Origin of the sequence: Bacillus sp. MMSF_3353, assembly GCF_030733445.1 — a bacterium.
GTDB classification, from domain to species: Bacteria; Bacillota; Bacilli; order Bacillales; family Bacillaceae_G; genus Bacillus_A; species Bacillus_A wiedmannii.
Genome location: NZ_JASHJA010000001.1, coordinates 601,068 through 617,548, shown reverse-complemented (window position 1 = coordinate 617,548; position 16,481 = coordinate 601,068). Strand labels below are relative to the sequence as shown.

Annotated in this window: 17 protein-coding genes; 5 read left to right on the top strand and 12 right to left on the bottom strand. The window is 34.9% G+C overall.

From position 1 onward, the window contains the following. From malR to RBB48_RS03355, 4 genes are all read right to left on the bottom strand, one after another. Window positions 1–1,032 (bottom strand): maltose operon transcriptional repressor MalR, encoded by a 1,032-nt coding sequence (gene malR, locus RBB48_RS03370; protein ID WP_048546170.1) that lies wholly within the window; start codon window positions 1,030–1,032, stop codon window positions 1–3. A 283-nt stretch (window positions 1,033–1,315) separates the two neighbouring features. Continuing rightward, window positions 1,316–2,158: a maltosaccharide ABC transporter permease MalD gene (malD, locus tag RBB48_RS03365; protein WP_001022607.1), complete on the bottom strand. Its 843-nt coding sequence runs from the start codon at window positions 2,156–2,158 to the stop codon at window positions 1,316–1,318. After that, on the bottom strand, window positions 2,159–3,460 hold the full coding sequence (gene malC / locus RBB48_RS03360; RefSeq protein ID WP_001194989.1) for a maltosaccharide ABC transporter permease MalC: 1,302 nt from the start codon (window positions 3,458–3,460) through the stop codon (window positions 2,159–2,161). It lies immediately after the preceding gene. A gap of 64 nt (window positions 3,461–3,524) precedes the next feature. Beyond that, a complete protein-coding gene (locus RBB48_RS03355; RefSeq protein ID WP_000709925.1) occupies window positions 3,525–4,784 on the bottom strand; it encodes an extracellular solute-binding protein in 1,260 nt (419 codons plus the stop codon). Between the two features lie 323 nt (window positions 4,785–5,107). On the opposite strand from RBB48_RS03355, the gene RBB48_RS03350 reads away from it, so the two are divergent. Continuing rightward, window positions 5,108–6,868: an alpha-glycosidase gene (locus RBB48_RS03350; RefSeq protein ID WP_088064328.1), complete on the top strand. Its 1,761-nt coding sequence runs from the start codon at window positions 5,108–5,110 to the stop codon at window positions 6,866–6,868. A gap of 40 nt (window positions 6,869–6,908) precedes the next feature. On the opposite strand, the gene malL is transcribed toward RBB48_RS03350, so the two are convergent. Beyond that, window positions 6,909–8,585, bottom strand: coding sequence for an oligo-1,6-glucosidase (gene malL / locus RBB48_RS03345; RefSeq protein ID WP_097889648.1), 1,677 nt, complete (start codon window positions 8,583–8,585; stop codon window positions 6,909–6,911). Between the two features lie 262 nt (window positions 8,586–8,847). On the opposite strand from malL, the gene RBB48_RS03340 reads away from it, so the two are divergent. Beyond that, complete coding sequence (locus tag RBB48_RS03340) at window positions 8,848–9,948, top strand: ABC transporter ATP-binding protein (protein WP_000818929.1); 1,101 nt, start codon at window positions 8,848–8,850, stop codon at window positions 9,946–9,948. Window positions 9,949–10,014: 66 nt separating this feature from the next. Here the strand turns inward: RBB48_RS03340 and RBB48_RS03335 are convergent, their stop codons facing one another. From RBB48_RS03335 to RBB48_RS03325, 3 genes are all read right to left on the bottom strand, one after another. Next, window positions 10,015–10,524 carry an SDR family NAD(P)-dependent oxidoreductase gene (locus RBB48_RS03335; RefSeq protein ID WP_000218424.1) on the bottom strand — a complete coding sequence of 170 codons (510 nt, stop codon included), beginning with the start codon at window positions 10,522–10,524 and terminating at the stop codon, window positions 10,015–10,017. Window positions 10,525–10,588: 64 nt separating this feature from the next. Continuing rightward, complete coding sequence (locus RBB48_RS03330; RefSeq protein ID WP_000145657.1) at window positions 10,589–10,687, bottom strand: hypothetical protein; 99 nt, start codon at window positions 10,685–10,687, stop codon at window positions 10,589–10,591. A 181-nt stretch (window positions 10,688–10,868) separates the two neighbouring features. After that, window positions 10,869–11,324: an RDD family protein gene (locus RBB48_RS03325; RefSeq protein WP_000769076.1), complete on the bottom strand. Its 456-nt coding sequence runs from the start codon at window positions 11,322–11,324 to the stop codon at window positions 10,869–10,871. Between the two features lie 131 nt (window positions 11,325–11,455). Here RBB48_RS03325 and RBB48_RS03320 point away from each other — a divergent pair, with 131 nt between their 5' ends. Continuing rightward, a complete protein-coding gene (locus RBB48_RS03320; protein WP_000758773.1) occupies window positions 11,456–11,887 on the top strand; it encodes a DUF3997 domain-containing protein in 432 nt (143 codons plus the stop codon). 46 nt (window positions 11,888–11,933) lie between these two features. On the opposite strand, the gene RBB48_RS03315 is transcribed toward RBB48_RS03320, so the two are convergent. Further along, window positions 11,934–12,698 (bottom strand): CREC-EF hand family protein, encoded by a 765-nt coding sequence (locus RBB48_RS03315; protein ID WP_048546181.1) that lies wholly within the window; start codon window positions 12,696–12,698, stop codon window positions 11,934–11,936. Between the two features lie 36 nt (window positions 12,699–12,734). Further along, window positions 12,735–13,463, bottom strand: a complete 729-nt coding sequence (locus RBB48_RS03310; RefSeq protein ID WP_088064330.1) for a DUF4184 family protein — start codon at window positions 13,461–13,463, stop codon at window positions 12,735–12,737. 148 nt (window positions 13,464–13,611) lie between these two features. Here RBB48_RS03310 and RBB48_RS03305 point away from each other — a divergent pair, with 148 nt between their 5' ends. Both RBB48_RS03305 and RBB48_RS03300 read left to right on the top strand, forming a co-directional pair. Next, window positions 13,612–13,881 carry a hypothetical protein gene (locus tag RBB48_RS03305; RefSeq protein WP_088064331.1) on the top strand — a complete coding sequence of 90 codons (270 nt, stop codon included), beginning with the start codon at window positions 13,612–13,614 and terminating at the stop codon, window positions 13,879–13,881. 10 nt (window positions 13,882–13,891) lie between these two features. Continuing rightward, a complete protein-coding gene (locus tag RBB48_RS03300) occupies window positions 13,892–14,617 on the top strand; it encodes an AAA family ATPase (RefSeq protein WP_000567976.1) in 726 nt (241 codons plus the stop codon). Between the two features lie 31 nt (window positions 14,618–14,648). On the opposite strand, the gene RBB48_RS03295 is transcribed toward RBB48_RS03300, so the two are convergent. Both RBB48_RS03295 and RBB48_RS03290 read right to left on the bottom strand, forming a co-directional pair. Next, window positions 14,649–15,824 (bottom strand): acetyl-CoA C-acetyltransferase, encoded by a 1,176-nt coding sequence (locus tag RBB48_RS03295; protein WP_000552069.1) that lies wholly within the window; start codon window positions 15,822–15,824, stop codon window positions 14,649–14,651. 139 nt (window positions 15,825–15,963) lie between these two features. Next, entirely contained in the window at window positions 15,964–16,413 is a 450-nt protein-coding gene (locus RBB48_RS03290; RefSeq protein ID WP_000540530.1) for an NUDIX hydrolase, read from the bottom strand. Window positions 16,414–16,481 lie beyond the last annotated feature (68 nt).

The following is a 16,481-nucleotide window of genomic DNA, read 5'->3' as shown; positions in this document are numbered from 1 at the left end:
TCAGCTTTTTGTTGCATAATGATCGCAAGTTTGGCGCTTTAGTAATTTATGAGGAATAATAATACACTTTGCAGTAGACTCTGCATTCTCTACTTTATCCACTAAAGCTTTTGCTGCCTCATATCCTAGTTGATAAATATTCACATCAACTGTCGAAAGTGGCGGACTCGCAATTTCTGATAATAAAGCATTGTTAAAGCTTATAATGGAAACATCCTTTGGTACAACGAATCCTTTTTTAGAAAGAGCACTTAACACACCAAGTCCAATTAAATCATCCGTTGCCACAATTGCTGTCGGTGGTTGCTGTAGTCCCATTAACTCCTCAACGGCTTGTTGACCACTTTCCCTCGAAAAATCAAAATGTAAAATATACTCTTTTGGTAATACAATGTCCGCTAATTTTAAAGCATCACTCATACCAGCCAAACGATCTCTCGTTACAAGTAAATCTGATCCACCGCCGATGAACGCGATTTGTTTATGACCTAATGAAATCAAATATTCTGCTACTTCTCTTGCAGCTGTATAATTGTCATTATCTACATATGTAATTTCATCTTTTCGATCATACGGTTTCCCAATTAAAACAAACGGGAAATTTTGTTTATGCAAATATTGAATAATCCGATCATTCTCTCTTGAATATAAAAGAATAATGCCACCAATTTGGCGCCCCTGTACCATCTTTACAACACCATTAAAAATTTCATCTTCCGTCTCACCTGTCGACATATAAAGCGCATACCCTTCCACATGTGCAAATGAACTAATCCCTCTTATAACTTCTGGGAAAAACGGATTTTGAAAAGCTTTACTTGCAGAACTTGGCATAACAAGACCAAGTGTTTTTGTTGTTTGGTTAGCTAGGTTTCTTGCGTTTAAATTGGGATGATACCCTAGTTCACTCATTACTTTCCGAACACGACGCTTTGTTTTTTCACTTATACTTGGATTATCAGCAATTACACGAGAAACGGTAGATGGTGCTACATTCGCCTTCTTCGCCACATCTTTAATTGTAACTGTCATAAAAATCCCCCTCCTCTCACTTCTCTGCCATTTTGTTATATATTTTAATCTTGCACCCGTTGCAAGTAATAGGAGCAATCATAAACTTTCATTGATTCTATCTTGTAATACCTATCATATTCTCCCTCTCCATGTATTGTAAGGGATATAGCTCTTTTTTCCTATACTATAATATACTATTTATTTCACTTCTTTTCATATGTGATGTCAAATCTCTTTTCATCTCCCTATAAAGCTTTTTATAGGGAGATGAAAAGAAAAATGGGACATAATGTCCCATTTTTCATCCTTTCGTACCTCCAGCAGTTAAACCAGAGATAAAGTATTTTTGTAGTGATAGGAATAAAATTGAAATTGGGATTGCAATCAATACTGAACCCGCTGCGAACGTTGTGAATTCATTACCAAATTTCTTCGCTACCATTTCATATAACCCAACTGCTAACGTATAATTTTCTGGTGTGCGCAAAATAACACTCGCTAAAATGAAATCTGTAAATGGACCGATGAAAGTGAATAACGCCACAACCGCTACGATTGGCTTTGCAAGTGGCATAATGATTTGCCAAAAAATACGGAAATGTCCTGCCCCATCCATACGAGCTGACTCATCCAATTCTTTCGGAATCGTATCAAAATATCCTTTCATAAGCCATGTATTCATTGGAATTGCTCCGCCTACATAAATTAAAATTAATGCAAGGTGCGTATCGATTAACCCTGTTAACTGTGCTAATACGTATAGAGCGATTAGCGCCGCAAAGTTTGGAATCATTTGCAGAATTAAAAATGTTAATAAACCATTTTTTCTTCCAACAAAACGGTATCTTGAAAATGCATAAGCAGTAAAACTAATTGCTAACACTGAGAAAATCATCGTTATAACACTTACTTTTAATGTGTTTTTATACCATAGTAAATAATTACTATTCTCTAAATCTAATAACTTACGATAATGATCTAACGTTGCATTTTGCGGAATAATACTTGATCCAGATAAACTATCACCCGGATTAAACGATGAGCCAATAATCCATAATAATGGATAGAAAATGATGGCACACATTACGAAAATAACGAGATAACTTAATGAGAGACGTAACATCTTTTGTCTTTTAATATTCATTTACATCATATCCTCTTCTTGGAATGATTTTGTTCTCTTAAATTGCCATAACGCAACTGTAATAACGATTAACGATAAGATCATTGTAAGAGCTGCCGCTTTCCCGTACTGCGCCGAAGTCATCGTTAACTTATAAATCCATGAAATTAAAATATCTGTTCCACCTGCGTCTTGTCCAGCTACAGCAGGACCTCCGCCGTTAAATAGATAGATGATACTAAAGTTATTAAAGTTAAACGTATATTGCGTAATTAATATTGGTGCTGTTGCATATAGAACAAGTGGCAATGTAATTTTACGAAACTGTTGCCAAGCTGTAGCTCCATCTACTGTAGCAGCTTCATATAACTCCCCTGGAATCGATTGCAGTATACCTGTTGTCATTGCAAAGACGAACGGGAATCCAAGCCACGTTTGAATCATAATTAAAGCAATTTTTGCCCAAAATGGATCTGTCATCCAAGCAATCTTTTCGATTCCAAATAAAGCTAATACTTGATTGTTAATTGCTCCAAATGTCTCATTAAACATACCAGAGAAAACAAGAATAGATACGAATGCTGGAACCGCCCACGGTAAAATGAAGATTGTTCGAATAATTGCCTTCCCTTTAATACCAGGCTGATTTACGATAATCGCTAAGAAAATACCAAGCGCAACTTGTAATGTCGTTGCAACGAATGTCCAAATGACAGTCCAAGAAAATACGCTTAAAAATGTCTCTCTCCACATCGGTAATGTAAAGATATCAATAAAGTTTTTGAAGCCCACCCAATCTACTAATTTAGCTGGAGGAGAGTGGTATAAATCATAATTCGTAAATCCAATTAAAATTACGAAGATGATTGGAAATACAACTACAAAGATAAGTAATAGAAAACCTGGTGAAACCATTAAATATGGAAAACCTTGATCTAGTAAATTACGGTATTGCTCTTTTACAGAGTTTAAAGGTGTTCCTATATCACGCTTCTTCCCGTTTTGGTATGCATCATATAAATTAAATGCATATATTCCGAGTCCAAAAACGATGACGATGAGTGCCAAGATTCCTTCTACTAATAGAAAGACAGAATGATCACGTGGAACTTCTGTACCTAGCGTTACAATTCCCCATAATCCCATATTTAATAAATCAGCAAAGGCTACAATAAATGAACCTGTTAATACTAGAAAAATAAGCCCTTTTACAAATTGCTTATTATACATTTGGCCCACGCCTGGAATGATAGATAACATGGTTGCCATTTTCCTATGCTTTGAACCGTTTAAACCGTTTGCTGGTTCCATAGATGTTTGCATGTTCCTTCCCCCTTTTTTCTGGGAGAGAATTCATGCCCCTCATATGAGAGGCACGAATTTCACCTTATTTTTTCTTACTATGATTTGCCTCAATATTACCTTTAATTTGCTTCACTGCATTGTCAAGTGCTGCTTTTGGTGCCTCTTTTTCCGTAACAACTAATTGAAGCGCATCTCCAGCTGGTTTCCATACTTCTTGCATTTCTGGAATGTTCGGCATTGGAATTCCATTTTCAGATTGTGTTGCAACTGCTTTTGCAGCTTCATTATCTTTAATGATTGGATCTTCCATTACTGCTTTTACTGGAGGAATTTCTTTTGTTTTCTCAAATCGAATTTTTGCGTTCTCTTCATTTGTTACCCATTCAGTGAACTTTGTAGCTAAATCATTTTGTTTAGAGAAACTTGTTACATGCCACCCTTTAACCCCAACAAATGTTTTCATTGGTTGACCGTTTGGTAATTTCGGCATTGGAGCAACGCCATAATCAATTCCGTTCTTTTCCATTGCTTGGAACGCCCATGGACCATTCATGATAGATGCTGCTTTTCCTTCGTTAAATAGTCCATCAGCAGCAGGTCCACCCGATTCACCGATAATACCTTTCGGGAATAACTTTTCTTTGTACCATTTTTGAAGATATTCAGCACCTTGTACTGCCCCACTATTATTTAATCCAACATCACTTGCATTTGGCTTTCCATCTTTTTCACCAAACACATAACCACCCATACCTGCCATGAATGCATTAGCAAAGTAGAAGTTATCTCCTAGTGTTAAAAACCCATACTTGCCATCCTTCGTAAATTCTTTTGAGAAGTTAAACAGCTCGTCCATCGTTTCTGGTGCTTTTGGCATTAATTTTTTATTGTAAATAAAGACTGGTGTCTCAATTGCTTTTGGTAAACCATATAATTTCCCGTTATATGTCTGTGCTTCTATTGATGATTCAGTAAATCTACTCTTCACAGCATCATCAGCTTTCACTTCAGAAAGTAAACCTTCTGTTACTGCATTTCCAATTTGATCATGTGGCAATGTTACAACATCTGGTCCCGTCCCCGCTGGTCCATCAAGGCGTAACTTCTTCACTTGATCTGTCATTTGCATTTCAACGACTTTTACTTTTACTTTATATTTTTCCTCAAAACTTTTCACTGCTGGTTCTAAACCAACACCTTTTTTATCATCTTCCCAAACGAGAAGATCGTAATCTTTCTTCGCTTTACTTTCTTCTTTCTTCCCTGAATCTTTCGGTCCACATGCAGATAACATACCAATTGATAATGCTGAAACCGTTAATAATGATAATGCTTTCTTCATCCCAAAAACCTCCCTAAATTGTATATGTACCTTACTAATTGAAAACGTTTGCATTAAATGGTTTAATAGAAGCACAAACAATATCTCAATCTATGAAAACGTTTGCGCTATTTGTCTCTCATTATACATTCTTTTATTCATTTTGCAAATATTAATTTTAAAATATTATTACTACACTCCTTATACATTGACTTTATATGAAATGAATACTACTCTTATAAGCAATATTAAAGCTATGCAAAAAGCAATCGTTTGCAACATATACTTTATTATTATACTTAAGGTAACAATATGCATGGAGATATTAAAGGGGGATTTTCTATATGCTTAAAGAAGCTATTTATCATAGGCCAAAAGATAATTACGCATACGCTTATGATGAAAAAACGATTCATATCCGAATACGTACTAAAAGAGAAGATGTTCAAAGCGCCACTCTTATTTACGGTGATCCTTATGAATGGAAAGACGGGAAATGGATTACATCAAGCACACCGATGAAAAAAACTGGTTCTACTGCATTGTTTGATTATTGGTCCATTTCCATCGAGCCTAAATTTAAGCGCTTACGTTATGGATTCGAATTAAAAAATGATACAGAAACGCTTATTTATGCAGAGCGAGGATTTTTTTCCAGTATTCCAAATGATGACGTTGGTAACTTTTTCTGTTTGCCATTTATTCATGCAAATGATGTGTTTCAAGCACCTTCTTGGATTAAAGACACCGTTTGGTATCAAATTTTCCCAGAACGGTTCGCTAATGGAGATCGTGCACTAAATCCAGAAAACACTCTTCCTTGGGGAAGCGCTGAGCCAACTCCAACTAATTTTTTCGGCGGAGATTTTGCTGGTATTATTCAAAACCTCGATTACCTTGTTAAGCTTGGAATTTCGGGAATATACTTCACACCTATTTTCAAAGCACATTCAAACCATAAATATGACACAATTGACTACATGGAAATCGATCCGCAATTCGGGACGAAAGAAACGTTCAAAGAACTCGTTCAGGCATGTCATACACACGGTATAAAAGTAATGCTCGATGCCGTGTTTAATCATAGTGGATACTTTTTCGATAAATTCCAAGACGTACTAGAAAACGGTGAGAAGTCTGCTTATAAAGAGTGGTTCCATATTCATGAATTTCCAATTGTAACGGAGCCACTCCCGAATTATGATACTTTCGCGTTTACACCGTATATGCCTAAATTAAATACAGCACACCCAGATGTAAAAGAATACTTACTTGAAGTAGGGCGTTATTGGGTAAGAGAATTCAATATAGACGGTTGGCGCCTTGATGTAGCAAATGAAGTAGACCACAGCTTTTGGAGAGAATTCCGAAGTGAGATAAAGGCATTAAATCCTGAAGTATATATTTTAGGAGAAATTTGGCACGATGCACTTCCATGGCTACAAGGAGATCAATTTGATGCTGTAATGAGCTACCCTGTTACAAACGCTCTACTGTCTTACTTTGCTAATGATTCCATTAAAGCAAATGAATTTATGAAACAAATTACAGAATCTCTACATTCCTACTCTATGAATGTAAATGAAGCAGCGTTTCATTTACTAGACAGTCATGATACACCAAGAATATTGACAACATGTAACGGAGATAAAAATAAGTTACAGTTACTTTATGTATTCCATCTTTCCTTCATCGGCTCTCCTTGTATTTATTATGGAGACGAAATTGGTATGGACGGTGGTATGGACCCCGATTGTCGCAAATGTATGGTTTGGGATACGAAAGAACAAGATCATCTATTATTTACACATATACAAACATTAATTTCATTACGAAAGCAATATAAAGCATTTGGAGGACATGGTACTTTCCAATTCATCGAAGCAAATGATGAACATAATTATATTTCTTATACGAAAACATATGAAGATGAAACTATCTTTTTCGTTTTAAATCCGACTAATAGTGATGTTACAGCTTCACTCCCTCTCCATGTTACTGGAAAGAAAATTATTAACATTTATACAAACGAAGAATTTTCAGCGGAAGCAAGTGTATTACAAGTTACACTTCCTCCATACGGATTCTCAATCTTAAAATGGTAATAAAAAATCCTTATGCCAAGGTGTGGCATAAGGATTTTTCTTATTTTAATTTAAATACCATCGCTTCATATGGACGTAATACAATGTTATCTATCGATCCACTCTCTACGTCGTAATTGTGTATTAATAACTCTGATTCACTATAACTAATGTCCTTAGGCAATTCAAATACACATTCTTCCGCCGTAAAGTTTGCAATAACAAGAAGTTTTTCTTCTTCATATGTTCTTACGTATGCAAAAATAGAAGGATTATTATCTAATATTAAATCATATGATCCGTACACAACTATTTCATTATTTTTGCGTAGGTTAATTAATTTTTTATAGTAATAAAAAATTGAATCTTTATTTTGGATCGCTTGTTTCACATTGATTTCTTTGTAGTTAGGGTTTACCGTAATCCAAGGCTCACCTGTTGTGAATCCAGCATGATCTTTATCATTCCACTGCATCGGTGTTCTAGCATTATCTCGGCCTTTTACATAGATAGACTGCATCACTTTATCTATATCTTCACCGCACTCTATCACTTTTTCCTTATACATATTTAACGTTTCAATATCTCGATATTCATCAATCGACTCAAATCGAACGTTCGTCATTCCGATTTCTTCTCCTTGATAAATATACGGTGTTCCTTTCATCATATGAAGCACCGTCGCTAACATTTTCGCAGATTCAATGCGATACATTCCATCATTACCAAAACGAGATACAACGCGTGGCTGATCATGGTTATTCCAATACAGGCTATTCCACCCTGTATGCTCTAATGCTTTTTGCCACTTCGTTAAATTCTCTTTTAAAGTAAGAAGTGAGCATGGTTTTACATCCCATTTTCCGCCTTCTCCCGAATCTAAATCCATATGTTCAAATTGGAATACCATCTGCAGTTCTTTTCGTTCTTCTCCAGTATACATTTTCGCTTCTTCTGTCGTTACACCAGGCATTTCACCAACCGTCATAATATCATAATGAGACAATACTTCTTCATTCATTTCATGTAAATATTTATGAATGTTTGGACCGTTCATAAAATGCTTATGACCTGAAACATACCCCTCTTCTTCGGTTTCAACAGCTGGTAATCCCTCTTCTTTAGAAATAAAATTAATAACATCCATACGGAAGCCATCAATTCCTTTTTCTAACCAAAACTTCATCATTTCATAAACATCTTGTCTTACCTTTTCATTATCCCAATTTAAATCCGGCTGTTTTTTAGAAAACAGATGTAAATAATATTCATCTGTCATTTCATCATACTTCCATGCAGATCCACTAAAAGCTGCTCCCCAGTTGTTCGGCTCTTTTCCTTCTTTTCCAGGACGCCATATATAGTAGTCTCTATATTTATTATCTTTTGATTTACGTGATTCAATAAACCAATTATGTTCATCAGAAGTATGGTTAACAACTAAGTCCATCATAAGTTTCATATTACGTTCATGCATTTCATGTAATAGCTCATCCCAATCTTCCATTGTTCCGAACTCATTCATAATTTTACAATAATCACTTATATCATAACCATTATCATCATTTGGAGATTCATAGACCGGTGATAACCAAATGACATCAATCCCTAATTCTTTTAAGTAATCTAGCTTTGAAATAATCCCACGAAGATCCCCAATACCATCACCGTTACTATCCATAAAGCTACGAGGATAAATTTGATATACTACACTTTCTTTCCACCACTGTTTTTCCATTATGCTACCCCATTTCATTAATAATTCGATTTTCTCTATTTTAAGGCGCAAACGTTTTCATTAATGAATGATAACAGATTCTATCTTAATTTAAAATAGCGCTTACAACTTTTATTCTTATTTTTCTAAGAAAACATACGCAAATTACTAATATTCCTCTAATAAATGAAAACGTTTTATTTTTTTGTTTATTTTTTGAATCTATTAGTTTATAATGAACTCAAAGAAAACGTTTGCATAATTTTTTCTAGGGGGCAATACCATGGCAGAATTGAAATTAGAAAACATTTATAAAATATATGATAATAATGTAACAGCTGTAACAGATTTTAATTTACACATTCAAGATAAAGAGTTTATCGTATTTGTCGGTCCTTCTGGATGCGGAAAATCTACAACATTACGAATGGTCGCTGGACTTGAAGATATTTCAAAAGGAGAGTTTTCAATTGATGGTAAGCTAATGAATGATGTCCCTCCAAAAGATCGCGATATCGCAATGGTCTTCCAAAACTATGCTTTATATCCACATATGAGCGTGTATGATAATATGGCATTTGGATTAAAACTTAGAAAAATACCAAAAGATGAAATCGATCGTCGTGTGAAAGATGCAGCAAAAATTTTAGGACTGGAACAATATTTAGATAGAAAACCGAAAGCGTTATCTGGTGGACAACGTCAACGTGTTGCGTTAGGGAGAGCGATTGTTCGAGACGCGAAAGTATTCTTAATGGATGAGCCTTTATCCAACTTAGACGCTAAATTACGTGTTGCAATGCGCTCAGAAATTTCTAAATTACATCACCGTCTTGGAACGACAACAATTTACGTAACACATGATCAAACAGAAGCAATGACAATGGCTTCACGTCTCGTTGTTATGAAAGACGGAAAGATTCAACAAATCGGAACTCCAAAAGAAGTATATGAAACACCTGAAAATATTTTCGTTGGTGGATTTATTGGCTCTCCAGCAATGAATTTCTTCCGTGGTAAATTGACTGAAACCGATTTCGTTATAGATAATTCATTAAAAGTCAAAGTAACTGAAGGAAAAATGAAGATGTTACGTGAACAAGGCTATGTAAATAAGGAAATTGTTTTAGGTATTCGTCCTGAAGACATTCATGATGAACTATTATTTTTAGAAGCTTCACAATCTACTGCCTTCACAACAAAAATCGAAGTTGCTGAGTTACTAGGTGCTGAATCTATTTTATATATGAAACTTGGAGATCAAGATTTTGCAGCACGTGTTGATGCAAGACATACATTTTCACCTGGAGATCAAATTAAACTAGCATTTGATATGAATAAAGCGCATTTCTTTGATAGTCAAACTGAACAACGTATTCGTTAAAAAATAATTTTCCTCTGTATAACATACAAAAAAACCGTCCACATACTTTGAGGGCGGTTTTCATTATTATACGAGGGCTTCTACTGTATGAAATGATTGTCCTTTCGTGCCAATAATACCGAAAATCGGTAAGTCACTCAGCACCACTTCTTCTTGCTGTTTCATAAAAGATGACGTTAATTGTTTTATCTCTATCCAAACGTCATTAATACAAAGTACATTGGAATCGTTCTCTTGTTGGCGAGAAAAAATAGAATCTATTTTATATAAACCAGCATTTTGAAAAAGCATATCAATGCGACTAAATGCATTCAAAGTAATACTGATAACGCGTTGCCAATCTCCTTGCTTTCCCATATCATAGGATACAAAAAGTGCTTCTCCGCCTAGATTCGTAATTTCCTCCACTGTTGCTTGTCCACTTTCTTGATCAATGTCCGTCACAATTACTTTTGCGCCTTGTTTAGCCAACAAAAGAGCTGTATTACGTCCAATACCGATGCCACCGCCAGTTACGATAGCAACTTTTCCTGCAAGCTTCATTTTCATTACCCCTTCTATAAGTCTTACCGTCATTCAGTATACTCCTTTATGAGATTAGTCTGCAAGCAAGAAAAGTTGCTTATTAATTTGTAAGCGATTACTTTTTTACTCCTTCTTTTTTCTTACTATTACGCTGATCGAAAACTAAACCGATGAAAATTAAAATCCCCCAAAAGATTACGCTACCCCCAGTCATTTCAATTTCCCCCTTATTATATAATGATATTATTTTAATCATTATAACATTTTCTTAATTTTCAATCTATTGAAATCAAAAATGATATGGATTAACTTTTTCTTATTATATATCCTTTAAAATATATTTATATAATTAAAAAAGACCTTCTTATTTTATGTATAAAAAGGTCTCTGTTTTATTATACAAGACTTATCACTTTTGTTTTTGTAATTAAATCTTGAAAACCACAATTATCTTTGCGGAATAACATCATATATACGTTACATAATATCGGAATTCCAAGTAGCAATATGTTCGGTAATAACAATACAAAAAATCTTATAATTAATGTTTGTAATGTTAACTTTTCACTCTTCAATGAAATTAATTTTATTCTCGTTACCTTTTTACCAAGTGTAACACCGTTCCAAATAAAGGGTACCAAAATAAAATATATCGCCATTAATATAAAAACTACTGCGAGATCATATCTATAATCACCAAAACTAATATTAAAGCGATTAAAAATAGCACTATAATTTCCGGTCATAATAGCTACTACTGCACCATACATAACCGAGATTAAAAACATGTCAATTAGGGAAGCACCTATGCGATTCATTACAAGCGCTGGACGATGCATCTTTAACTTCATTTTATGTCGACTCCTTCATATCCTTCTTTACCCGTCTCATCGTACCACTTCTAAAAAACATTGTAAACTAGCGTTTCTCTTACTTTTCTTGTACAATGTGTTACAACAGCATTGTAAAGGAGGTTCCCATATTGAAAAAATGGATAATCCTATTCGTCGCATTCCTATTAGCCGGTTGTGCTGGAAATACAAATCATATAACTTATACGATTAACGATGAATACGAACTCATACGTACTTCTGGGAATGCATTTGAACTTTTCCCATCGCAAGATGCTGTATATGCCACACAATACATTCCTGCAAAAATTACAGACATAGCTTGGGATGATAAATACATTATTGCAAAACAAATTGAGGAAAAGTCAGATCCGAATAACCCTGACGGAGCAATTGCAAATAAAAAAAGTGAGCATTATTGGATTATTGACGTAAAGCATAATAAACGTTTTGGTCCTTATAATGAAAAGCAATTTAATGAACAAAAAGATGCATTTAAAATTAAGGTACCTTTTCAAAATGTAGATTCATACATAAAAGAAAAGAAAAAACAGTCAGCATAATATTTTTAACGCTGACTGTTTTTTCTTTTATGTTTTTAAAAATCCCCTACTCAGAAAGTGAGATATTAAAAGTTTGTGCCTCTTTTACAACATCTTGCGTTTCTGTATCTGCTGCGACTACATTATCTGTTGTAAACTTAATATCCTTTACCTTTTCTTTTCCATCATCAAGTATTAAGCCGATAATACCATCTCTTGTTTCACCAGGCTTATAGTCTTCCCTTGATACATTTTTTGTACCAACGAGCGTATCTTCATCATATAAAAAGTTTTGAGTTGCTACTTTAAAATGTTGCTTATCATTAATCGTAACATCATTCATAGAGAAAAATTGCATATTTTTATTCCCGCTATTTTCCACCTTATATGTAATTTCAACGTAACGAATCGTATCACTAATCTCTGTACCACTTATCGATGCATATAACTCCGCATCTTCTTGACTTACTTTATCTCCTAATCTACGCTTTACTTCTTCAGGAGTTAATGCCGTAAATACTTTTAATGCATTTTTTGCATCTTTACTCATCTGCGATAAAGAGATTACTTTTACATCTTGTATGTGAATTTTCATTGGTGCTACTTCAAATGTTTGATTTACAGATTGAATCTGTTCTAACTTAAAAGTACCCCACCCTGTTTCTTTCACTTTTTGTCCTACTTTTTTCAGCTCACGCCCACCATATTCTTTTGTTTCAGGAATAGATTCTTTCTTCTTCGGTTCAACTTTCTTTTCTTCTTGATGGAAGCAACCACTTAACATAAGAAGAAAACTACATAAAACAAAAATATTTTTCCATGCTTTCATCATATAATTTCTCCTAACACTATCATTCATTAATATAAATTAGTCCTTTGCTTTGTAGACTATAGAAACAATGAGAATTCCACAAAAGGAACTTGTCAGTCCAGATACTATTATACCCCCTATTTGGAAAATATGAAAATAGGGATCTACTAATGCGTGAACGATAAATACTAGAGCTGCGAAAATGATTGCCGAAACCCAATACTTCCTTTTTTCTGAAGCTATCATAAAATCTTTCCCTGTTTCATCTTTATACTTCCATAGTACGTATAATAGTAATAAGAAACCAACACATGTACTCCCGTGTTGCATATATTTATACACCGGGATACTATGTAATCCTCTTTGTAACAATGGTATCTTCGTAACAAAATAGCCTGTATTATGAGTAAATGCATCCCAAACGACATGCGTGAGCATACCAAATAAAGCAGAATAGCAAAATACAAAGAAATCCTTCCATGTATGAAGCCCCCACCTCTCATCTACTGCATATGCAAAATAGCCAGCAAATGGTTTAGGTAAATGTGTTATAAACGGCTTTTTTAAAATGTAATGATACATATATGCTAACAGAAATACAAGTGGTAAATTTAAATATAAGAATCCAAGCCATGTATGCCCAATAACACCATACGGTCTAAAGTGTAAAAAATATTCAAAATCAGGCGCCATACTGCCTAATATAAGAGCCGTTACTGAAATATATTGAGAACGCTTTTTCACAAAAGGAAGAACTGCTGCTGGATGCGCAAATGTAAACGGCATGTTTTAACTCCTTTTCATATCTTCAATAGAATACCATCTATCATAACGAGAGAATTGATCTTGATGCAATATTTATTTTCACATTGGAATATGATAGTTTACATGTTATAATCCACATGAAATATTCAGAAAATAAGGAGAGGTTCACGTGTCATTAACACTTGCCTTTTTTCTCATTCTGCTTATCTTCTTTGTACTTACATACATCGGCTTTTTTCTGTGGAAGCACTTAAAAATTATAAAATATATGCCTGCTCTCGTTGGTTTTATAAGCGTTTTTTTTATTTTCATATGGAAGAGAATGACTTTAGGCTGGGAAGGTCTTGGCTTTGGCGCACTTCAATATACAATACTATTTGCAAGCTGTCTTACCCTTGTATTTGCTGCTTTTTTAGAATCAAAATCCGTTATGAATTGAGGTTTATATATTGATTGACGTACCCTTTTTAAAAAATGTCACATTAAAAAAAGAAAATATCCCTAGTTTTTCCGCATATCCTTACTGTCTACCCGCTATCCGAACTTTACAATCACTTGCCTTCCATCCAAATGTAACATTCATTATTGGAGAAAACGGAACGGGAAAATCAACATTACTCGAAGCAATTGCAATCGCTTTAGGATTTAATGCAGAAGGTGGAACGAAGAATTTCCGCTTTAGCACAAACGATTCACATTCATCTTTACATGAATACCTTCGAATTTCTAAAAGTTTCAATACACCAAACGACGGTTTCTTTCTTCGTGCTGAATCATTTTATAACGTTGCTTCTTATATTGATGAGATAGACGCTATAAAATCTTATGGCGGTGTTTCACTTCACGAACAATCCCATGGTGAATCATTCTTTTCCTTATTTATGAACCGTTTTTCAGGACAAGGTTTATACATTTTAGATGAGCCTGAGGCTGCTCTATCACCAATGAGGCAACTTTCCATGCTTATTCGAATGCACGAACTAGCGGAACAAGGTTCACAATTTGTTATCGCGACGCACTCTCCTATTTTAATGGCTTATCCTGAATCCACTATATATTCTTTAACACAAGAAGGGATTCATGAATCCACATTAGAAGAAACCGAGCATTACCAAACGACAAAACTTTTCTTTGAAAATCGTGATCGATTATTTCATCATTTATTTGATTCTTAATAAAAAAGAAGCAGCGATTGCTGCTTCTTTTTTATAGTGCTTCTATAAATAATGCTACCCCAATACCGCCACCGACGCATAGAGAAGCAATTCCTTTTTCTAAACCGCGTCTCTTCAATTCATGAATTAAACTTACAGTAATACGAGCTCCTGTACAACCGATTGGATGTCCAAGTCCTACACCGCTACCGTTTACATTCACTTTTTCACGGTCTAAACCTAATTCTTTCTCTACAGCTAGGTATTGAGCCGCGAAAGCTTCATTAATTTCCAGTAAATCAGCATCTTCTAATGACCAATCTACTTTTTCTAACCCTTTACGAATTGCTGGTGCTGGTCCAATACCCATAATTTTCGGATCTACTCCAGCTACTGAATATCCAACAATTCTAGCTAACGGTTGTAAGCCTTTTTCTTTCGCTTTTTCTTCGCTCATTAATACTAGAACCGCACTTCCATCATTAAGGCCAGATGCATTCCCTGCCGTTACAGATCCATCTTTACGGAAAGCTGGTTTTAATCCTGCTAATTTTTCCGCTGTAATATCTGCACGTGGATGTTCATCCTTCGAAAATACTATTTCTTTTCTACGTTCTTTTATCGTAATAGGAACAATTTGCTCGTCAAAATATCCAGACTCGATGGCTTGCAGTGCCAATGTATGACTACGAAGCGCAACTTCATCTTGTTCCTCTCTTGTAATTTCATATTGGTCAACTAAATTTTCAGCCGTTTCACCCATCATAATATGATGAATCGGATCTTCTAGTACTTCCCACACCGTATCACGAATTTCTCCGTGCTGTAGACGTTGTCCCCAGCGGTGCTGTTTTAATGCATAAGGGCTTGAACTCATTGCTTCTACTCCACCTGCAATAACAACATCACTTACACCTAATTGAATTTGCATTGCAGCTGACATAATTGCTTGCATACCTGAAGAACATTGGCGTTGGATTGTATAACCCGTAACTGTGTCAGGAAATCCTGCCGCTAATGCAGCTGTTCTTGCAGTATTTGCTTCATCAGTTCTTTGAATACAATGACCTAAAATTACTTCATCAACTTCGTGTGGTTCTACCCCGCCTCGTTTTACAGCTTCCTGAAGTACAGGAACCGCTAATTCTACTGGCGTTACATTTTTTAGCGCTCCTCCAAAAGTTCCAATTGGCGAACGAACTGCAGCTGTAATAACAACATTATGCATTTTGCACTTGCCCCTCTCTTATGTACCCTAGTCAGTTTTTAGGTGAAATTCCATAAGATGTATGTCTGCATCTATCATACTATAAACATACTAAAAAATCAAAATATTTAATATAATAAAAATAGAAGGAATTAACCTTCTATTCTGTTAATGCATATAAAAATTTTTGTAAAATTTTCTCTGTCGTTTCATTCAATTTTGGTAACTTATCTACCGGAAAATATTGAAGCTTCAATCCCTCATGATCAAGCCTTAATTCTCCACTCACATGATGCCCCTGATACAGATGAATAACATTAAAAATTTCATCCCCATTAGGATAACGGAAATATACTTCCTTTCCTGATAAGACACCTAGAAATTGCATTATTTTTGCAGTTAATCCCGTCTCCTCGAATAATTCTCGGCGAGCAGTTTCTTCCGTCGTTTCTCCTAGTTCCATCGCGCCGCCAGGTACACCCCAATCATATGTATCTGAACGATATTGAAGCAATACTTCCTGATTATCATTTAGTATAATTATTGCTGATCCAACGAGAATAAGTGGTCTTGTCCCAACAACTTTGCGTAACTCTTCAATATACCCCATTATGTAAATTCTCCTTTCCTCACCCTCCCTTATCATAACAAAATTCTTCTCCTTTTGTTGATGTAATT